Raw genomic sequence first — 20,903 nt, 5'->3', positions numbered from 1 at the left:
TAAAATCATCGTTGTTACTCTTTATAATGCTGTGGCAAGCTCTTTTGACTTATTCTTTGGCACTTTGTCTCCCTCTTTTGCCTTGATTTCTGCCTTAGCTTTCTCCAGTCTTCCATGGATTCCACCTTTTACTTCCGCTTTTTCGGCTGCTTTTTCTTTCTCCAAACGAGCTTCCCTACGCTCAGCATTTTCCATAACTGCCGTTTTCCCATCACAAAACTGAACTTTATCGGAAAGCTGCTCCTGTCTCTCCACCTTTGTCTCATTGACTTCCTGTACCATCGCATTTAATTCCGGAACCTGAAAAATGCCGTTATCAGGAAGAATCAGCACTTCATGAATGGAAGATGGGATGACAAAGTAATCACTTCCCAGGCATTCCCCAATCTGTTTACGAATATCTTCCTGCAGTAACAGGGAAGCTCCATTCATCTTAGCTTTGTTTGTCAGACAGAACATTGGGTTTTCCATGGCTTCCATATCCATTTTTTCATTCAGCAGGTTTTCTGGTTCTTCACCAAAAATCATAGATTTGATAATCTCATTCATATCCATAAGTGTGACACCACGTTTTCGGTCTGCCACCATCGCATCCGCTTGAATCTGTTCGGCAGATACTCCCCACTCGTTCATCAGAGAAACAGTTACCGGAATACTGCTGATCCCTTCTCCATTTTCCTCCAGATTTACTGCATAATAAGCTGCAAAATCTCCGTGTTCTGTGACTACTTTATCTGCAAGAAGATCGGTATTCCATTCCTTATCACAAATTCTCATCTGTAATTTGTCCTTCATCTTTTCATAATCCAGAATATCTGGAACTCCCATATCAAAAAATTCTGCTTTTCCCTGTGCCTCAATACGCATATCAGCCACATCGCCAACACAAGAGTCTACATCTTTTCCATGGATATATTCCTGGTAGAGGGAATCCAGATAGACTGTCGGTACGATTCTCTGATCTCCGTTTGGAATCGTAATACCTGTCAGCTTCAAACCGTTGTTTTTTTCTACTTCCTGCAGTTTAATTTCTGCGTCCTTATAAGACTTTGGCAGATACTCCTTTACATTGTCTTTGACATATTCATAAAATTCTTTTCTGTTCATCATACGCTTTTACCCCTTTCTGATCATGTGATGGTTCATTCTTTTTCTACTGACCATCTGCTCGGCTTTCTTCTGATAAGCCATCATTCTCTTTAAAGTTTTCTCCTGGTTCTTTTTTGCTTCCTGTCTTTTTCCCATTGTTTTCATCATAGTTTTCTGTTCCTTTCTTTTATTAGTTGTATTGAAAAGGGAGCCCTGATTCAGGGCCCCCCTTTACTACAAATTAATTACTTTACTATTTTCTGTTTTTCTTTTTTCTGATATAAAGTCCTGCCATACCTCCTGTGGAGATTACCAGAAGAAGAATCGGCAGCCAAATATTCGTGCTGTCACCTGTTTTCGGTGCATTTGATACCTTTGTCTCTTCATGGGACTGTGGTGTATCCGGTGTTTTCGGTGTTTCTGGAACTTCCGGTTTCTCATTTGTCAGATTAAAGGTAACTTCTACAACCGGTGTACTGTCATCTGCATAGGCAAATGTCACTTCATGCTTGGTCTGATCCAGTGTGTATCCGTCCAGTGTCTTTGTTTCCACCAGATAATACTTGATAGCGGTATCATATTTGCCGTTCTTAAATGTGGCAATCTCATACAGCTTACTTTCTGCATGACCGGCAGCATCTGTCTTTAAGGTTTCCAGAACTTTTCCTTTGCTGTCACGAAGTTCAAATTCTACCCCTTTCAGCGGTTCTCCTGATGATTTATCTGTCTTATTGAGAATCACTTTTCCCTTGGCAGTGTCATCTTTCATAGCTACTTTCTGGATCTCTCCAGTATCCTTTACTTCAAAACTAACATCCGATGTCAGAATATATCCTTTCGGTGCCTGCTCTTCACGTAAGGTATATTTACCGATTGGAAGTTTTTCGATATAGTGTGCTTCCTCTGTGGAAGTCCAGCTCTCTACTACCTGATCATCCTTATCGAGAATCGTCAGTTTCGCACCTGGAATCTCAGTTTCTCCTGTGATATCCGTCTTACTGATCTCTACTTTTGTCACATCATCTTTCATCTCATGCTTCTGAACCTCTGCTGTATTCTCTACTGTGAAAGTAATACTTTCTGCAGTGACATATCCATCTGCCGGTTTTGTCTCTGTCATGGTGTATTTCTTACCAACAACCAGTTCTTTGATCACATGGGATTCTTCCGTAGAAGTCCATTCATCTACTGTATTGCCATCTGAATCCGTTACTTTCAGGTGTGCACCTGGAAGTTCTTTACCTGTTGTCAGGTCTGTTTTGGACAGCTCCACTGTGGTTGGCTGATTTTCAAAAGTAAAGTCGTAGCTTACTTCTGCCTGGTCTTCTCCGGCATATTCAAAGGTAAATTCCTGTACTTCTTCTGTTGTAACAAATCCGTCCGGCGCAAAGATTTCTTTCACATAGTATTTTCCGTCTACCGGAAGATCTGCCGTAAAAATAATCTGTCCTTTTTCATCCGTTACCCGCTGCTCGATCAGACTGTCTTTCTCAAGAAGTACCTCGCCCTTTGCATTTTTGATATCTTCACTGGTATAAAGACCGAAGACACCACCTGCAAGAACACGGTCTGTATCTTTTTCTTTCTTCAGAACCGTAACCTTTACTTTCTGACGGGCATTCTGCCATTTCTCATCATAAGTGATGACTGGTGTGTCCTGATCACGGTAGGAAAGGTCAACATATCTCGGCTCTTTGTCCAGCACATAACCATGGGCTGTTTTCACTTCCTTCACATAGTATTTTCCAGCCGGGAGATCTCCCATCTGTGCAATACCATTGGAATCTGTGGTAATGGTTCCCACTTTTTCATCTGCTTTGAAATAATCTTCACTGACACCATCTGCCGCTTTGATATCTTCCGCAGCAAATACATCGAACGTCACATCTGAAAGGCTTCCGGTTACATACTCAAAGAGATGCTCCACGGTACCTTTTACATGATCCAGAAGTGTTATCTTATCCAGAAATTCTCCATTTTTGTTGATGATCAGAAGTCCTGTTGGAACTTCATCTTTCATCTCTACTTTCTGAATCTCGGCTCTATCTTCCAGCGTGAACTTCACATCCGTTGCTTTCAGATATCCATACGGTGCCATTTCCTCACGAAGAGTGTATTCCTCTCCAACTGTCAGTCGTTTGATCACATGTGGCTGATCTTTTACAGAAGTCCACTGATCCACAACATTTCCTTCTTTATCAAGAACAGTGAGTTTTGCTCCATCCAGTTCCACACCTGTTGTTACATCAGATTTTGTAATTTCTACTGTTGTCGGCTGGTTCTTTTTCACTGTTTTCAGTTTTACTGTCTTCACATCCTGTCCCTGGTAAGAAGCATCCAGATTCAGAACTTCATCAGAGGATACAAATCCCGCCGGTGCTTTTAACTCTTTCACATAATACTGTCCAAGTGGCAGATCCAGCGTACATGTTGCAAGACCATCGTTATCAGAAGTCATTTCCTGTAAGAGTGTGTCTGCTTTCACGATCACTTTTCCATCTGCCTTAATATCCGCTTTGTTATAGATACCAAAGACAGCTCCTGCTACGGTTGCACCATTTTCTGCATCCTGTTTTTCTACCTGGATTACAACTTTCTGGCGGTCATCGCCAACAGTCACTTCCTGTTCGATTACAGGTGTATCCTGATCTGCATAGACAAATGCGACATCCGATCTGTCATGGTTCAGGACAAATCCTTCCGGTGCAGTCTTTTCTACTACATAGTAAGAACCAAGCGGCAGATTATCAGCAACTGCTTTTCCGTCTTCCCCGGTCGTTACCGTTGTTACCAGTGCATCTTTTGCATAGATCAGCTGTCTGTTTCCGTTTTCATCTTTCTGATAATCCGGTGTATAGATATTTTCAGCTGCATAGACATGAAATGATGCACCCTTCAGGTATCTTTCTTCATAAACAAAATCCTTTTTAAATCCGGTCAGCATCTCACCTTTTTTATAGATCGTCAGCTTTCCTTTTACCGGATGGTTCTCGTAGTCTACCGTAATAATGGCATCTCCGCTCTCAGAATCCATCTGGTATGCTGTATTTGCATCCACCGCAATCTCTACATAGTTCTTATTGATTGTGTACCCTTCCGGTGCGTTGACTTCCTCAATCCGGTAATGTCCGATCTTCAGATTCTTCGGCATAATCAGATATCCCTGGCTGTCCGTAAAATAGGACTTGTGAGTAGTTGTCACTGGGTAAGTTGTTACCTGCTCCACATACTTCTTGTTGTCCAGGTCATATACCTTAAATTCTGTTCCGGCAATCAATACAGATTTCTTTGTTTCATCGTCTTTTTTCACGATTTTCAGTTTTGCCTTAAACTCTTCATCCAGAAGCACTCGCCAGATCTGTGGCTCGTTTGGATGATGTTCTGTGATATTCACTTCAAAATCATCGACTGGCTTGTAATTGTGCGGTGTTGTAGTTTCACGCACGATATAGCTTCCAAATGGTAATGGAATACTGCAGGCATACCCTTTTTCATCTGTGAAAATCTCAGTTGCTCCATTTTCTCCACTCACTACTGGTTTGGCAGAATCAAAATCATAGCTTCCATCTGCTTTCTTTGTAAGGGAAGATTTCAGATAAACTGTAAATCCGGCTCCGGATAACAGATCTGCATCGGTCTTTCCATTGTTGGCTGCTTTGATGATCTGAAATGGCTGTTTGATGACCTGCTCACTGGAAGTGCACTCTCTTTTCACTTCTGCTGTCATATCTCCTTCATAACTGCACGTAAGATCATGCTCTTCTGTATCTGCCAGGTATCCGGTCGGCGGTGTGATCTCTTTGATATAATATTTGCCAAGATATAAGCCATTTACAGAAGCCTGTCCTTTGTCATCGGTTGTAAGAGAAGCTACCTGTTCTCCTGCTTTATAAATAGTTCCAGTTGCTCCGTCCGGATGCACGATATCTTCACGGGCATACAGACCATAAACTGCACCTTTCAGTGTGGCATCTCCCTGTGGTACTGCTTTTCCTGTCTCTTTATCAACTTTGAATAAATTGATCTTTGCTGTCACACGGTCATTGCTGAAGGTATGGGCAAATGATACGGTTGCTTCTTTATCATTGGTATAAGAAAACTTGAACGTATACACATCTTCTGTATTTCTTACATAGCCTTCCGGCGCCTGATCTTCTTTTACAGAATAGGAATATCGAATCGGAAGATCTGCTGTGAATTTTGCAGTTCCATCTGCTCCAGTAGTTGCTTTCTCAATCAATGTTCCTTTTTTCACAACAACGGTTCCGTCTGCATTTCTAATATCATCGGATGCATATAGAGCAAAAATACCGCCATTCAGTGGTTTCTTGGTATCTTTATCCTGTTTTACTACGGAAACATCTGCTTTCTGTCTCTCGTTGTTAAAAGTCACATCTGCAAATACAACTTCTTTATTCTGTCCGGCATAGGTCAGAGTCACTGGCTTTTCTTCGCTGCCGTTATAGAAATTGTCCGGTGCTTTTGCTTCTTTCACCACATAGCTTCCAAGATGCAGGTTCTTCAGTGTAACAGAACCATTCTCACCTGTTGTCAGATTTTCTTTTACCAGGTCTCCTTTGCTGTACACTTTTGTGCCATAAGCAGTTACGATATCTGCCCCGGCATACACGTTATACACTGCATTTTTCTGTCTGCGGTTTTCATACTGAAATACCGTTCCATTTTCACTGACATCTGCTCCAGAAAGCACCTGTCCTTCTTTGTAAATGGTAAGCTCTGCAAGCTGTTCTTTATTTTCTACAGTCACAGAGGAAGTCTTACTTGCTACCAGTTTTACATTTGTTGCCGTTGCATTTACTACATATCCCTGTGGTGCTGTGATCTCTTTCAGATAAACGGTATCCTGTGTCTTGATGATCGTAACAGAAGATTTTCCATTCTTATCTGTTGCCGGCATCTGAGTGATCAGCTTTGTACAAGCCTCATCGCTGTATACACCGAATACTGCACCTGCAAGATTGACATCATCTGTATCGTCTTTCTTTACGATTTCGATCGTAGCCTGTTCAATCCAGGACACCTTTAAGCTTACATATTTTTCATCAGCGACACCTTCTCCAAACACAAATGCCAGGTCCTGAACACTTGCATTCGTAGTCAGTTTATATGCTGAATAATCTTTTGTAATACTACCCTTCATTTTTGCAGAAAAAGTAGCACTTACATCTTTTGTCTGTGTCAGAGGTGCTGAAAGATAAAACGTAGTTCCTCCTCCAATTGTTACGCTTGCACCTGCCGCACTTACATTTCCAGTAGATACATTATGGAGCTTTACACCCTTTGGTAAGTCCATTGTAATTTTCTGCTGGGAAGATGCATTGAACTTAATGTTCTCCGTTCTCTGAACATTTCCATCTACATAAGCTTTTACATTCGGTTTTGAAAATGACATCGCTACATCTGGTATTTCCGGCTTATTCACACAATAATTATAGAGTTCTTTTGCCAAAGCCTCGCCTGTAGCATTTGTTCCATAGAATGCATCACTGCTTCCATTGGCATACGATGCAGCCATGTGAATAATAATGAATCTTTTTCCTTCTGAGAAATCCGTGTGTTTATTCGCAAAAAAACTTTCGCTCCCTGCGGCATCTGTACCGTAATAACACACTTTTGCTAACGCCTGATTGTCCCCGATCTTTGTGATTGTATAATTTCCAGATCCTGGTCCTGGTTTTGCTGGCTGTACACAATACGCAGTTGCTCTGACGCTTCCGTAGCTGATATAGTACGGCTCTGTCAGATAGGTTCCAAGATTATAATCTGCATATCTATACAGAGGTCCTTTTTCAATCGTTACCTGCTGTGTAGTTCTTGCTGAATAAGCCGAAACTGCTTCAAATGTTGCAATCTCTCCCTCTTCCATAGAATCAAGATCCACACCTTCGTCTCCTGCCTGTTCCAAAACATCGTGAAGCTCTAACCCTGATTCTTCATCATAGGTGTCCTGATTCTGTGCCTGCTCGACTAAATCATCAAATTCATCAGCATCAATATCGGTAATCTCCGAGTCTGCTTCGGAATCCTCCGCTTCTTCTGTCTGCTGTTCACTGCCAGCTGTTTCGGATTCGGTTACCGCTTCACTCCCTGCAGTTTCTGTCTGCGTTTCTGTTTCTTTCTCACGCACAATCAGCTTTCGGCTGATCTGATACTTCGGATGCTCCTGATTTACCGGTTCCACATAATAGACCGCTTTGTAAGTGTCCGCATGATTTGTCGTAAAATCCTCATCCTTGTCGTTCTTTGCTTCCTCGAATGTGACTTTGACCTTGTTATCATCCTTGATTTCCAGTCCTGTGTAATCTGATTTCACATCAAATACACTGCCTGTTTCGATTTCATAATCTTTGGCAGTCACCACCTCATCTTCATCCAGAAGGTCTTTCACTTCCTCATAAAGTGGCGGTTTTTCCTCCGGCTGGATCTCCGCTGCATATGCAGTCATCGGAGATAACACGGTACTAAGCATTGTCATGCCTGCCAGCAAGCCAGATACTACTTTTCTAAAATTACCTTTTTTCTTCATGCTAAGGTCCTCTCTTTCATAATAATTGTATTAAAACAGACAGTCCTTGGACTGCCTGCAATACACTACTTATCGTTGTGAAAAATCAGATTGAACTGCACATTCCCCTCGCCGGGATCAACCATTTCCACAGTTGCTTCATACTGTCTCCCTGTTTTTCTTGATACCAGATCCTTATAATGGATTTTTCCTTTAGACAGGAACTTCTTCGCTGCCGCCTTATCCATCTTTTTCCCCTGGCTTGCAAGGAATTTATCATTCTTCCACAAGGTAAAAGCACAGTTCCGGTCAGAACAGTAAAAGTTTACTTTTCCTTCCCTGACATCAGCTCCACAGCGGGGACATTTGCCAATGACTTCTCCTTTTGCCTTTCCCTGAAACTGCCCTTTCTTTTCTTCTGAAATACCCTGATATCTGGCAACCAGTTCCTGCATCAGCTCTGTAATCCCATTTAGGAATTCATCTGCTGTCTCTGTATTCTGGGCAATGTGATTCAATGCCATTTCCCACTCTGCTGTCATCTTCGGGGATTTAATCTCATCCGGCAGAACCGTAATCAGTACATTGCCATCATCTGTCGGCACCAGATTTTTCTTTTCCCTTTTCACAAAACCAGACTGAATCAGTTTTTCAATGATGGCTGCCCTTGTTGCCGGAGTACCAAGTCCTTTCTTTTCCGTATCTTCGGTCAGTTCTTCATTTCCTGCACGTTCCATTGCAGAAAGCAGGGTATCTTCTGTATACTGTTTCGGTGGCTGTGTAAAATGCTCCGATACAAAAGAATCACAAGGGCCGTAATGCTTGCCTGCCCAGATATCCAGCTCTGGCTCTTCTTTCTCAATCTTTACGCCAAAGAACTGTTTCCATTTATTTTCGATTGCCTTGAATCCTTCCTGCTTTGTTTTCTTTGCCGTGAGATAAAACGTATGATAATTACAGGTAATCTGGCATTTATGACTCTCATAAATATAAGGATCTGCAGTTGCTGTCAGCACCCTGGCACTGATCAGATACAAAATCTTGCGGTTTCGCTCTTTCAGTTCACCAATATCTGCTTTGGCTACTTCCATGGTTGGGATAATCGCATGGTGATCAGATACTTTCTTTGAATTTAATACCTTACTCACGTCCGGCTGATATTCCAGGCCTTCAGCATAAGGCATTTTCCCAAGTAACATCTGAATCAGAGTTTCTGTGCTTTCTCCCATCTCATCTGTCAGATACTGGCTGTCTGTTCTCGGATAAGTGACAAGCTTCTGCTCATACATCTCCTGCACGGCATCCAATGTCTGCTGTGCGGTATAGCCAAACATTCTGTTAGCTTCCCTCTGCAGGGTGGTCAGATCATAAAGCTTCGGAGGGCGGACTGTTTTCTCTTTCACATCATCCTTTTCCACTTCGCACATCCGCTCCAGGCAGTCCGCAGCCACTTTATCTGCATCCTCTTTTTTCTGAAAATGCTCTGTGACTGCATCCATATCGTCAAACTTGATATGAGCCATATAATATTTTTCTTTGGTAAATTCCTTGATCTTCTGATTTCGATCCACGATCATGGCAAGTGTTGGTGTCTGCACTCTTCCGACTTTCAGATTCTGGTTATACAGAACGGAAAAAAGACGGCTCGCATTGATTCCCACCAGCCAGTCTGCCTTTGCCCTGCAAAGTGCTGACTGATAGAGACTGTCATAACACGAACCGTCTTTTAATGACGCAAATCCATCTTTAATTGCCTGTTCCTCCATGGAAGAGATCCAGAGCCGCTTCATCGGCTTTTTGCATCCTGCCTGCTCATACACCAGACGAAAGATTAACTCTCCTTCACGTCCTGCATCAGTAGCACAGATCACTTCATCTACATTGGAATCTCTCATCAGTTTTTTCAAGATTCCGTACTGCTTCTTTGTTCCATCCAAAACCTTGTGTCTCCAGCATTCCGGCACAATCGGCAGATCTTCATATCTCCATTTTTTATATTTTTCATCGTATTCCGATGCATCGCATAATCCAACCAGATGTCCTACGCACCAGGAAACGATATAACCGTTTCCCTCCACGTAGCCATCTTTTCTTGTTCTGGCTCCAAGCACGGAAGCCAGTGCCATCGCAACCGATGGCTTTTCTGCAATCACTAATTTCATTTACTCCTACTCCTCTTCTTCATCTTCCAGCACATTATCGTCAAAATCTTCATCTCTCAGGATTTCCGGTTCTGTACTTTCTTCCTGCTCATCTGCATCGTCTACTTCCCGTTTTTCTGACTCTGAATCTTCGGATCCATCTTCATCCTCTTCCATCTCATCCTCGTCATCATATTCATGCTTTGGTTTATAGACTTTGAAGTAATATCCTCCTGCCGCAGCTCCGACTGCAACCAGTGCAATCAAAAGATACGTTCCAAATGGACTTTTATCTTCAGGCATCTGAATATCATCCTCTACCTTATCTTTCTCGGATGACTCTGTCGTTTCCGGCTTTTCTTCCTCTGCTTTTTTCTCTGGTTCTGCATAAACCGTATCCACTTCCGGAAGTGTCACTGAATCAGAAAGTGTGAAGTTCATCAGATCTTTCTCACTGACTTCGGTAAGGAAATACACATTATCCTGAGATTTTGAATTGTCGATGATCAGATAGAAAATCTTACCACTCTTCGTTGAAATGGTATAAAACTCTTTTGTGCCTTCCGTAGCTGTTTTTGTAACGGATTCTGCCGTCTCGCCTTCTTTATTAAGCTGTTCCTCAATACCTGTCACTGTCCGATCATCCACGGTTCCTTTTGCATCTGTCGGCTCAGAAGCCTGTGCATCCTGTGGAAGCGGAGAAGTCGTTGTTTTTTCAGTCCCCGTTGCATCTGCACTGGTCGTAGTTGCCATTGCACCATTGCTGTCACTGGAAGATTTCTGTTTTTCTTCCTGCTTCTTTGCCCATTCATAATAAGGATTCTGCAACACATACTTTTCAGAAGTATTTCCAGCTCCGTCTGTTACCGTAATCTCAATCTGTTTTGTAGTAAAATCTTTCTGTGTCAGTTGCACTCTCAGCATTCCATCCTTCAAGTCTGTATAAGTGGTGCCATTGACAGTTACCGCAGTAATCCCGGATACTGTATCATTCCCCTGAATCGTCAGCACACCATCTGTCAGGGACGCAGAGAGTGTCGGCTTTTCCGTGTCATAACACTTAATAGAGCGATTCTGCTCATAGACCTTCCCCTCACCATCTGTCACACGCACATACACTGTCTGATTTCCAGTGATCGTGATACTTCCGCTTCCGGTTACATCCTGCCAGCTTCCATCTTTTCCTGCTTTTGCTTCAATCTTTGCTATTGAGAAACCTTCCGGCATATGGCTGGCATCTACCGTAACAGCAATGGTTGTTTCTCCCTGCTTCCAACCATCCGGTTTCTCAATCGTGATTGCAGGTGTGGTATTCTCAGCTGCATAAGCAGTCTGTGTCTGGAGCAAAGGTGTTGTCAGGCAAAGAAATGTCGTTGCTGCAAGCAATCCTTTTTTCACGCTATTTTTAGATCTCTTCTGTTTCATCTTCTCTAAATTCATCATCAGACCTTGTTTCCTCCTTCTGTATTTCTACCCTGCCGGGCAGTCCATTTTTCATTCTCTTTTTAAAAGCTTCCAATTCCGGAATACTCATATCCATTGCACGGATAATTTTTACAATTTCCAGATTTTCCGCTTCTGTTTTTGCAATCTCCGCAGCCTTGAAACGCTTTAAATCTGTTTCATATCTGGCTTTGGATGCTTCCATTTTTTCCTTGGCTTTCTCATAGTCAGCCGTTGCTTTTTCAAGACTTTTCATCGCTTCTCCTTTCCGGGCGGCTGTTACACCGCCCTGTTTCTTTACCAACGTCCAAATCCATAAAAATGGCTCTGCCAATATGGTGAATTGATGGACGTGTACTGCACCGGATGACCGCAATGGATCATCTGACCATTGCCTACATAGATTCCAATATGCGTTACCGGAACTCCTGCATCATAAGTGCCTGTAAAAAAGATCAGATCTCCCGGCTGTGCTTCTGACTGAGATACCGGCGTGCAGATGTCATACAGTCCCTGTGCAGTCAATCTTCCTGTATTCCTTACACCAGAGTTTGTCAGGCAGTAACTTACAAATCCAGAACAGTCAAATCCACTTGGAGAATATCCACCCCACACATACGGTGTTCCTAGATATCTCGCTGCTTCGTTCAACAAACGCTGTGCCGCTTCACTGGTGTATTCATTGCCGCCAAAGCCTGCCCCTTCTCCAGTTTCCAGATAAAAGATCGGGTTTAAGCGCTCTCCATTTTTCAGAAGTTCAATATGAAGATGGCTTCCTGTAGAATTTCCAGTATTTCCTACAAGACCAATCTCATCACCTTTCGTGACGGATGCACCTGCAGATACACTCCGGCTGCTTAAATGTGCATACCGCAGTTCATAGCCTTTACTGTCCTTGATCACAACATAATTGCCATAGCTGTCGTTATAAGCAGAAGTTGTAACCGTTCCGGTCAGCCCTGCCATTACTTTTGTTCCCTCCGGCGCTCCGATATCCATACCATTATGAAGCTGATTTGCTCCTGAAATTGGATGAATCCGATATCCATAATAACTTGTCACACTGGAATACCAGTTAAAATCAACCGGTGTCGCAAACATCTGTAAATTACCTTTCGTATCGTTATAGGCACTGAACAGTTCTTTCTGGAAAAATCCCAGCCTGTCCTGACAGATCGACATCAGATTTCCGCTGTTTAAGGTGACATTCAGCACATCTACATCTCTTGTCCTGGTCACTTCCACTTCCTGGCTTCCATTATCATCTGCCAGATAGCATTCCCAGGTCTTATGGCCATGTGCAGATGCTGCCGCATGACTGTCATAATAGACATCAAATTGTACACCGTATCTTGCGAAAGCTCCGGTATCTTCTACAGTATATTCGACACCATTCATTACCACTTTTGTTCCCATTGGAACAAACGGATTGGAAGCATCTACTGCTAAGGTATGATTGGCAGTTGGATATGCTCCACTGGCAGTCGGTCCGCCGCTCCAGATGCCACAACAGATTGGACAGTTACAATACCCACTGGTAACAACTTGTCCCAAAGATTCTCCCACCCTCACCGTTGCTGTCTCCGTCACGGTTTCATTCACTGCTTCCGTAGTCAGATGGTATTGCTCTGCAAACAATGCATCCAACTCCGGCTTGACCTGTTCAAAGGTAAATTCTTCATACTTTGCTGACAAATAACTGATCAGGATAAACGGATCATGCTCAATAGGTCCGATGTTATATCGGTATTCCTCATGTCCCGGTTCTTCAGATTCCATGTTGTTGATCCGCTCCTGCAGATTAGCTTCCAGCTGTGTGTAATACAGTTCCGCTTCCCGGATTGCCTGATCCGATGACAGATAACTGGTTCCGGTATAAGTGATCACATTTTGTAAAAACACTGCAGAGCATGACGTGACATTCGTTATGATCAGAAACATCAATCCGATCAGAACTGCTACACTGATATACACCTTCCGGTTTTCTTTAAAGAAGTTGGTGACTTTGCCGCCAATCTTCTTGATATAATCAATCGTACCTTTTGTAGCTGTTCCTACTGTCTGTTCACTTCGCTTCGCTTTGGCATAATCCCGTTTGATCTGTTGCTTCTGAATCTGTTTTTTCAGTTTCTTCTGCTCCTGACGGGTTGCCGCCTGTGTCTGTTTCTCTTCCTGTCTTTCAAGTCTGCTTCTTTTTCTGGATGCCCTCTGTTTCCTGCGTCTGGCACTTCTCTGTTCCAGCCGGTAAACACCTTCGCCGCTTTCTTCTAACTTATGGGCACCTTCTACCGCCGCATTATCGTCTTCTTTTTTGCTGATCTCACGGTGCAATGCTACGGAAGTTGCACTTCCTGCTTTCTTGACAACAGAAGCTTTTTCTGTTTTCACAGATTCCCCTTCACCAAACTTCAAACGGGATTTTTTCTTTCCAGGAGATTCTCCTTCATTTGCCTGATAGACCTGTGCTTTCTTGGAATGCTGCTTAGCTTCCTTTTTCTTTCTTGCTTCTTCATAAGAAAACTTTTTGGCTTTTTCTTTCTGTTTCTGATGGCGGAAATTGACTCCATCCGTATCCATCTGGTTCAATTTCTCCATATCTTTGTCATTTTTCACAGAAGCACCAGTTTCCTCATAAGCAAACTTCAAACGTTGTTTTTGTTTTGGCTTTTTGCTGCCACCGGTCTGATTTCTCCGGCTGTCTCCCCTGTTTTCTGATAGATCCGCACGTTTTTCTTTCAGTCTCCCTGACTGTCCGGCTTCGGATTTTTCTGCAAGTCTGGATTCTTTTCCGACTTCAGCACGGATTCTTTTTCTATTTTGCTGTTTACTACTCTGTCCAAAATCCTCACTTTGCTTCTCTGTCCGTATCAGTTCCGGCGCATCTCTGGATTTTTGCACAAAGGGACGGATATTTTTCCCACTCCGTTCAGACTGGCGGGGAGACTTATCCACAAGGTTTTCTTCTTTTTCCCCCTGTTTTCTTCCCATCTGCACATCACTGGCACGGTTACTGACACGAACAGAAGATTTATCTGTCAGGTTTTCTTCCACCAGACCATCCTTGGTCATCTTTTGGACTTTCTTGTCCCTGACTTTCATTCTCTGTTCTGCCACTACTTACTCCTCCTTCTTCGGATACCCTTTCCCTGCCTGTAATAAGCAGAGAAAAGCGATGCCAAATACAGCACCGCCACTAAAAGTTAATACATATGAAATTGCTCGTAACATTGTCTTCTCCTTTGATTTAACCTGCTTCGGAAGTTTCCTCTAAGCGGGTTGTCATGATTTTATAGAGGGAATTTTTCGGGAATCTGTCTACGAACGGGATAATGACATTTCCATAGAACAGAAGTCCTTCCCCCTCATTACTGTTGGTTACATAGGACAGCTGGGTTGGTGAGATATTCAGCTGTTTTGCAAGAATCTGCCTGTCTCCGGAAGCCTGGTTCAGCATATAAATAAAATCTGAATTTTCAAATATATTCTCTATTTCCCTGGAAGACAATAAATCCTTAATATTCTGGGTGATGCCCGTTGGGATACCACCCCATTTACGGAATCGCTTCCAAATCTCCACGCTGTAGGCTGCAGTCTGCTCTTCCTTCAAAAGAAGATGGAACTCATCCACATAGTATCTGGTGGACTTATGGGCAGAACGGTTCATCGTTACCCTGTTCCAGACCTGATCCTGGATTACGAGCATCCCAATCTTTTTCAGCTGTTTTCCCAATTCTTTGATGTCAAAGCAGACAATGCGGTTATTGATATCCACGTTTGTCTGATGGTTAAATACATTCAAAGAGCCTGTAACATAGATCTCTAATGAAGTAGCCAGCCGCTGTGCTTCCGGCTCTTCCTGTTTTCTCAGAAGGTTGTATAAGTCCTCCAGGATTGGCATCTTCTCCGGTATTGGATCGGCAAGGTATTCCTGATATACTAACCGCACACAACGGTCAATAATCGTTTTTTCTACCGGTTCCAGTCCGTTCTTTCCACCAACGATCAGTTCACACAAAGACAGAATAAAATCTGCTTTTAATGACAGCGGATTGTCTTCCTCGGAATAATTCAAGTTCAGATCCATTGGATTGATATACTGGTCAGATACCGGAGAAACCCGTACCACCTGCCCATGCAGTGCCTGCACCAGTGCCGAATATTCGGCTTCTGGATCACAGACAATGATATCGTCCTCCGTAATCAAAAAGCAGTTTGTAATCTCTCTCTTTGCTGAGAAGGACTTACCGGAACCTGGTGTACCAAGAATCAGTCCATTCGGGTTCTTCAGACGTTTCCGATCAACCATGATCATGTTGTTGGATAATGCATTCAATCCATAATAAAGAGCTTCCCCTTCCTGAAACAACTCCTGTGTCGTAAATGGCACGAAGATCGCTGTTGAAGATGTGGTAAGCCCTCTCTGGATTTCAATCCGATTGACTCCAAGTGGAATACAGGACATGAGTGCTGCTTCCTGCTGATAATCCAGCTGTTTTAAAGAACAGTTATATTTCTGTGCGATCCCCTGCACCTGGAAAATATTGTTATCCAGCTTCTGACGCTTCTTTGCAGTATTCATTACCAGAACTGTCACAAGGAACATTCGCTCATTTCTGGACTGCAGATCTTCCAGCAGATTCTTCGCCTCTTCTCCATAAGTCACAAGGTCCGACGGAAGCACGTCCATATCATAACCGGAACGTACCGCTCGTTTCTGCTCTTCGATCTTCATCTTATCCAAATCTGAAATCTTGCTCTTGATCATTTTGATTGCTGAACTCTGATCAATGGACTGGATATGAATGTTGACATTGATGCTGTCATCTACATCCAGGAAGTCTGCAAGCATTCGGTCTGTCAGCTCCGGTGCAAGAATCTGCAGATAACTCACACTTCCCATCGTTCTTCCCATCATAAATGTCTGATTCTTGGAAAAGTTAAAGGAAGTCGGTGCAATAAAATCTTTGGTCTTTAATCCTGTTTCCGGAAGCATCTTATACTGGAACTTAAATGGTTCAATCCGATCCTGGTTGAACACATGATACATAATCTCCAGCCTTTCCAGACCATTCAGTGAATGTGCCTGTGCACCCAAAACCTTAAAGTTATTTAAGATATCTGTTTCGATTCTTTCAAGCCTCGGTCTTGCTACCTTCAGACTCTCTGCTTCAATTCCAAAAGTGATATACTTTGTCTTCACCAGACCATTATTTCCCTTGGAAAGCTGATTCTTCAACATGGTACGGTATTCTTCACGAATGGCATTGAAGTCATCGTTCTGATCCGGAATATCAATACTTTTCTCAAATTCTGCCACATCCACCTGCTGATTGATAAAGGACAGCTGCACACTGATGGAAGAATCAAAGTAATTTAAGAAATCACAGTAATTTTCAAATATCGTGGTCTTATCCTCATTTAAAGCAAGCTGATAGTTGATGTCATAAAACTGAATTGTCTTAGAGAAAAAGGTCTTTGTCACCTGGCAGATACCATCCTGCAGCATCCGAATATACGGAATACTCTGCTGTGCAGTTGTAGGAATGTTTTTCTGTTTCCTACGATCCCGTTCCTGCTTCTTCCTACGCTTTTCCTGTTCTCTTTCTTTTCTGCTTTTTTTGTTTCTTCTTTCCTGACGGTTTCTTTTTTCCGCCAGGGACAGACGCTCCTGCTGAGCCTCCTGCTTTGTCTTTTTTGCCATCCGGCACACCCTCCTTTTTTACAAGGGTGGAAATCTCCTGATAAAAATTTTCTGTCTTATATGGTCTTACCGCCGGACAGATAAACTTCTGTCGAATGATATTTGCCACCACTTTTTCAAATGGAAGCCCGTCTTTTTCATACATTGCCATGAAGAAAAATGGAAGCATGATCGTTACCATCAGGATGGCTGCGATACTGGAACCAATTGGTTTTCTCATGAACAGATAAAACGGAATTCCCACAACTGCGGCAAGTGAAAAGAAAATCAGCTGCCGCTTTGTCAGATTTAACGCTACTTTTGTTTTGACCTTGGTAAGGTCTTTTGGTACTGGTACATACGCCATGGTATGCGCTCCTTTCCTGCCCGTTAGTGGGCATTAAATATCGATTTGCTAAGGCTTCCGGTCTTGAATAATGAAAATGCAAGAATCACGGTATAAGCCGCTACTGAAAACATTGCTGCATGAAGGTCACTGGATATGGTCATTGCATTTACTAAAACTGCATAAATTCCCACACAGACCATCATGAAGAATCCCTGAAATGCCAGTGCGAACAAGCCTTTTAAATAGTTGTTTCCGATATTGCCCCATTCCTTATTCGTCATAGTGGCAAACGGAATTGGTGCTATGGAAGTATAAAGGTAAATTTCTATCATCCTGCCGTACAAGATTACCGTAATGATAATTGACAGAATGTGCATGGTAACACTGATCAACATCGTTTCCATGGATAGCAGGAACAAATCCCCCAGTTCCATATCTTCCAGTGCATCCACAATCCTTGTGATTGCTTCCGATGCGTCCACTGCTGTGTTTCCGGAAATTACTCCGGCGGCATTGTTGACCACATGCTGGCCAACGTCAAAGACCGCCATCGTGATATTGAACGTATTTGTCACCAGATAAATAGCTACATACGCTTTGAAGATCCAGAGGAAAATATTGTAAGTCTCAAATTCATGGAAATTGTTTTTCTGTGTTACCATCGTGATCAATTCATAGCACAGGACAAAGGTGATGATCAGTCCCGCAATGGGGACAATCACTGTTTGGGATAAATTCTGAATCAGATTAAAAATCCCTGCATTCCATCCCTGCGGTGTCTGTCCCACCTGCCCGGCTATGGTTCCCACCTGCTCATTGACAGACGTGAACATGTTATCCAAACTTGACTTGATAAGCCCGATCAGGATATCCTTTATCGCTTCCGTAATTCTCTCAATGATGGTGTTCATCTACTACTCCTCTTAAGAGAACAATGTTGCCAGCTGTGGAATCAGGGTAGTTCCCAGCAGCATGATTCCGGCACCAGCCATCAGCTGTTTGATGCCCTGGCTCTTAGCGCCGGGATTGTCATTCCCATATCCTTCCAGAAGGTTTACGACACCCCACACGCCAAGACCTGCACCGATTGCGACTACAAGAGTTTTTAAAGTTGTAATTGCACTGCTAAAAAACGCCATATACATTCACCAAAACTGACTTTTTTCAGGTGTTTACGGGAATGAAAAAACACCGACTAAAAAGCCGGCGCACCTAATGTCAGTTATTCCTTTCCTCATTATTTTTCGTTCATTCCCAAGGTTACTCCGACAGTTCTACATGAATTACTTCCACCTCTTCTTCAGATTTCGGTGTGTACTGCGGATTTAACTCTTTCTCAACTTTGTATCGGTTCTTCTCGTTTTCATCTGCAAGAAGCCGATAGTTTTTGTGTTTCGTGATATCATATTTGTCCGAGAAAAATGGTCTGGCACCACGGATCTGCAGGATACATTTTCCTCCATCCATGACTGCAATCTCATCTTCTGTCATCAGCTGTTTGCCTGTTTTCTGGTAATTCAATCCAAAAGACTTCTGATTACTCCTCGTCTCCGAAGTGTTATACAGGTCAATGGTTTCCTTACCCAGAAGCTCACTCATTTCCTTTAATGTGGTCTTCTCTTTCCCACCAAGGAATAAAGTCGTATCACAGTTGCCCAGAATGGTATCTGCACTATCCTTATACATTGCCTTTAACTGACTCTGTGACTGCAAAATAATAGAAGCAGAGATTTCCCTGCTTCGGATAGTTGCGATCAGCTTGTCAAACTGAGGAATTTGTCCGATGTTGGCAAACTCATCAGCGATGACACGCACATGCACCGGAAGTCTTCCACCATATTCATCATCTGCCTTATCGCAAAGCAGATTGAAAAGCTGTGACTGCAACATCGCAATCACAAAGTTGAATGTGGTATCCGTATCGGACATAATCAGAAACAAGGCTGTTTTCCTGTCTCCGATCTTATCCAGCTCCATTTCATCGTAAGACATGATCTCACGAAGCTCTGCGATATCAAATGGGGCAAGTCTGGCACCACAGGAAATCAAAATCGACTTCGCCGTTTTGCCGGCGGCCATTTTGTATTTTTTATACTGTCTGACCGCAAAGTGCTGCGGATCTCTTTCTTCCAGTTCCTGGAACATCATATCCACTGGATTCTGGTAAGTTTCATCCTCTTCACGGGTTTCGCTTTCATTCAAAAGATCCAGAAGAGTATTCAGATTCTTTTCCTCTTCATCACCTTCATACCAGATAAAAGCAATCAGTGCTGTATACAGCAATTTCTCTGCTTTCACCCAAAAATCTTCGGAAGCTTTTTCCCCTTCGCCTTTGGTATTTACAATGATTGTTGTCACCAGCTTCAGGATATCTTTTTCAGACCGTATATAAGCAAATGGATTGTAATGAAGGGATTTAGAAAAATTGATCGTATTCAAAACCTTAATCACATAAGGCTCATATACCACTTTCCTGGATTTATCTTTGATGACATTTCCATCTTTATCCCTCTTCGGCGGTCCCTTTGCTAACATCTTCCCGCACTCCTCGATCAGAGTGCCTTTGGGATCTGTAATGACCATGGAACAGTTCATCTGCATGACCGATGGTTTTACGAAAAAACGTGTCTTACCGGAACCACTGCCGCCGATAACTACAATATTTTTATTTCTTGCATATTTCGGTTGCTTCGGTCTGCTCTCCATCGTCAGTGCTTCTGTTGCTGTCAATGGAATGTTCATCCATGGATCTTCCGACATATAAGGCTTGATATCCTCTGCGGTTCCCCATCTGGCTGAACCATACTCGATGCCTTTCCGTAATTTCTTTGCGTCTGCCTGTTTCTGCCAAACCAACACTTTCAGAACGACTGCAACAACAATACCTGCTAGCAGATCTTTCCAATTATTGCTTAACACAAAACCAGCAAAAATCCGGTCTGCGTGTTCCATTGCATATAAAAGTTTGTTCCCCATATCTTCTCCCGGACTGTTCCGGTAAAGAAAAAATGCCCGGTCTGCATAGAAAGCAGCCAGAGCATAAGGGATATTTGTAAGAACCAGTTTCTTTTTATCCAGGGCGGACAGCTTACCCCCGATTTTATTCTTCCACTTCTGCATCAGAGTTTTGCCGCTTTTCTTTTTCATCGACTCTGCTCCTGATGCCGGTTCTTTACTTTGTCCTTCGTCTTCTTTGGCATCATTGCCCGGTAAGCTGCAAGACGCTTATGAATGGAAGGCTTATTCGCTTTTTGAATCTGTTTCTGGGAAAACTCACGGAAAGCAGCATTGAGGGCATCCTGATCACGTCCCTTGAAAAATACCAGATAAACCGGAGGCTCTTTGCTCTTGTCTTTTTTCAAAGCATAATTGATCCCGTATTTTCTAGCATACCGTTCAAAGGACTTGATATTTTTGTCCGTGATCTCGATATTGACCATCCCGGCATTCTGTTTTGCCAGCTCTTTTACCGTGACCTTTCCCTGTTTCGGCTGATTTTTCTGTGCTTTCTTCTCTACTGATTTCTGCTTCTGATGACGCAGATACGCAACAAGAACCTTTTTCAACAGGTCTGCTGTAATCTTAGTTGTCCGAATACAGAACGTGACCGTTTTCTGAGTTACCTCTTCCTGCATGACTTTTCCCTCCTTTCAGCGATTCAACTGCTGTCCAGAT

At 42.9% G+C, this 20,903-nt stretch carries 14 protein-coding genes; all 14 read right to left on the bottom strand.

The genetic code is table 11. The features are described 5' to 3' along the window. Positions 1-21 precede the first annotated feature (21 nt). Positions 22-1,110: a DUF5688 family protein gene (locus tag DWZ44_RS06125; RefSeq protein ID WP_015528459.1), complete on the bottom strand. Its 1,089-nt coding sequence runs from the start codon at positions 1,108-1,110 to the stop codon at positions 22-24. Positions 1,111-1,116: 6 nt separating this feature from the next. Then, positions 1,117-1,257: a hypothetical protein gene (locus tag DWZ44_RS18405; RefSeq protein ID WP_015528458.1), complete on the bottom strand. Its 141-nt coding sequence runs from the start codon at positions 1,255-1,257 to the stop codon at positions 1,117-1,119. Positions 1,258-1,342: 85 nt separating this feature from the next. Continuing rightward, the gene (locus DWZ44_RS06120) at positions 1,343-7,636 is read right to left on the bottom strand and encodes a SpaA isopeptide-forming pilin-related protein (RefSeq protein ID WP_117804413.1); all 6,294 of its coding nucleotides are present in this window, start codon (positions 7,634-7,636) and stop codon (positions 1,343-1,345) included. A 65-nt stretch (positions 7,637-7,701) separates the two neighbouring features. After that, positions 7,702-9,777 carry a DNA topoisomerase 3 gene (locus tag DWZ44_RS06115; RefSeq protein ID WP_117804412.1) on the bottom strand — a complete coding sequence of 692 codons (2,076 nt, stop codon included), beginning with the start codon at positions 9,775-9,777 and terminating at the stop codon, positions 7,702-7,704. A gap of 6 nt (positions 9,778-9,783) precedes the next feature. Continuing rightward, complete coding sequence (locus DWZ44_RS06110) at positions 9,784-11,199, bottom strand: CD1107 family mobile element protein (RefSeq protein ID WP_330411387.1); 1,416 nt, start codon at positions 11,197-11,199, stop codon at positions 9,784-9,786. Beyond that, on the bottom strand, positions 11,162-11,455 hold the full coding sequence (locus tag DWZ44_RS06105; RefSeq protein WP_055039927.1) for a DUF4315 family protein: 294 nt from the start codon (positions 11,453-11,455) through the stop codon (positions 11,162-11,164). Before DWZ44_RS06105 ends, DWZ44_RS06110 begins: the two co-directional genes overlap by 38 nt. A gap of 41 nt (positions 11,456-11,496) precedes the next feature. Beyond that, complete coding sequence (locus tag DWZ44_RS06100; protein WP_117804427.1) at positions 11,497-14,298, bottom strand: CD1108 family mobile element protein; 2,802 nt, start codon at positions 14,296-14,298, stop codon at positions 11,497-11,499. A gap of 18 nt (positions 14,299-14,316) precedes the next feature. Then, entirely contained in the window at positions 14,317-14,427 is a 111-nt protein-coding gene (locus DWZ44_RS06095) for a hypothetical protein (RefSeq protein WP_008688066.1), read from the bottom strand. Between the two features lie 16 nt (positions 14,428-14,443). Beyond that, positions 14,444-16,900, bottom strand: a complete 2,457-nt coding sequence (locus DWZ44_RS06090) for a VirB4-like conjugal transfer ATPase, CD1110 family (protein WP_074108861.1) — start codon at positions 16,898-16,900, stop codon at positions 14,444-14,446. Beyond that, positions 16,782-17,246 carry a PrgI family protein gene (locus DWZ44_RS06085; RefSeq protein WP_012744297.1) on the bottom strand — a complete coding sequence of 155 codons (465 nt, stop codon included), beginning with the start codon at positions 17,244-17,246 and terminating at the stop codon, positions 16,782-16,784. The genes DWZ44_RS06090 and DWZ44_RS06085 overlap by 119 nt, the downstream gene beginning before the upstream one ends. A 23-nt stretch (positions 17,247-17,269) precedes the next feature. Then, positions 17,270-18,139 (bottom strand): VirB6/TrbL-like conjugal transfer protein, CD1112 family, encoded by an 870-nt coding sequence (locus DWZ44_RS06080; protein WP_027090294.1) that lies wholly within the window; start codon positions 18,137-18,139, stop codon positions 17,270-17,272. Between the two features lie 12 nt (positions 18,140-18,151). After that, positions 18,152-18,367, bottom strand: a complete 216-nt coding sequence (locus tag DWZ44_RS06075) for a Maff2 family mobile element protein (RefSeq protein WP_017144663.1) — start codon at positions 18,365-18,367, stop codon at positions 18,152-18,154. A gap of 121 nt (positions 18,368-18,488) precedes the next feature. Beyond that, a complete protein-coding gene (locus DWZ44_RS06070) occupies positions 18,489-20,348 on the bottom strand; it encodes a VirD4-like conjugal transfer protein, CD1115 family (RefSeq protein ID WP_330411391.1) in 1,860 nt (619 codons plus the stop codon). A 23-nt stretch (positions 20,349-20,371) separates the two neighbouring features. Then, the gene (locus DWZ44_RS06065; protein ID WP_055039903.1) at positions 20,372-20,863 is read right to left on the bottom strand and encodes a PcfB family protein; all 492 of its coding nucleotides are present in this window, start codon (positions 20,861-20,863) and stop codon (positions 20,372-20,374) included. Between the last annotated feature and the right edge of the window lie 40 nt (positions 20,864-20,903).

Source organism: Blautia sp. AF32-4BH, assembly GCF_003460565.1.
Taxonomy (GTDB): domain Bacteria; phylum Bacillota; class Clostridia; order Lachnospirales; family Lachnospiraceae; genus Fusicatenibacter; species Fusicatenibacter saccharivorans.
The sequence above is the reverse complement of the archived record's forward strand: the minus strand, read 5'-3'. Positions and strand labels throughout refer to the sequence as shown.

Bases quoted from the DNA above. Each gene is read 5' to 3' on its own strand.
- DWZ44_RS06125 (WP_015528459.1), bottom strand. From the start codon at position 1,110: ATGATGAACAGAAAAGAATTTTATGAATATGTCAAAGACAATGTAAAG.
- DWZ44_RS18405 (WP_015528458.1), bottom strand. From the start codon at position 1,257: ATGATGAAAACAATGGGAAAAAGACAGGAAGCAAAAAAGAACCAGGAG.
- DWZ44_RS06120 (WP_117804413.1), bottom strand. From the start codon at position 7,636: ATGAAGAAAAAAGGTAATTTTAGAAAAGTAGTATCTGGCTTGCTGGCA.
- DWZ44_RS06115 (WP_117804412.1), bottom strand. From the start codon at position 9,777: ATGAAATTAGTGATTGCAGAAAAGCCATCGGTTGCGATGGCACTGGCT.
- DWZ44_RS06110 (WP_330411387.1), bottom strand. From the start codon at position 11,199: ATGATGAATTTAGAGAAGATGAAACAGAAGAGATCTAAAAATAGCGTG.
- DWZ44_RS06105 (WP_055039927.1), bottom strand. From the start codon at position 11,455: ATGAAAAGTCTTGAAAAAGCAACGGCTGACTATGAGAAAGCCAAGGAA.
- DWZ44_RS06100 (WP_117804427.1), bottom strand. From the start codon at position 14,298: ATGAAAGTCAGGGACAAGAAAGTCCAAAAGATGACCAAGGATGGTCTG.
- DWZ44_RS06095 (WP_008688066.1), bottom strand. From the start codon at position 14,427: ATGTTACGAGCAATTTCATATGTATTAACTTTTAGTGGCGGTGCTGTA.
- DWZ44_RS06090 (WP_074108861.1), bottom strand. From the start codon at position 16,900: ATGGCAAAAAAGACAAAGCAGGAGGCTCAGCAGGAGCGTCTGTCCCTG.
- DWZ44_RS06085 (WP_012744297.1), bottom strand. From the start codon at position 17,246: ATGGCGTATGTACCAGTACCAAAAGACCTTACCAAGGTCAAAACAAAA.
- DWZ44_RS06080 (WP_027090294.1), bottom strand. From the start codon at position 18,139: ATGAACACCATCATTGAGAGAATTACGGAAGCGATAAAGGATATCCTG.
- DWZ44_RS06075 (WP_017144663.1), bottom strand. From the start codon at position 18,367: ATGGCGTTTTTTAGCAGTGCAATTACAACTTTAAAAACTCTTGTAGTC.
- DWZ44_RS06070 (WP_330411391.1), bottom strand. From the start codon at position 20,348: ATGCAGAAGTGGAAGAATAAAATCGGGGGTAAGCTGTCCGCCCTGGAT.
- DWZ44_RS06065 (WP_055039903.1), bottom strand. From the start codon at position 20,863: ATGCAGGAAGAGGTAACTCAGAAAACGGTCACGTTCTGTATTCGGACA.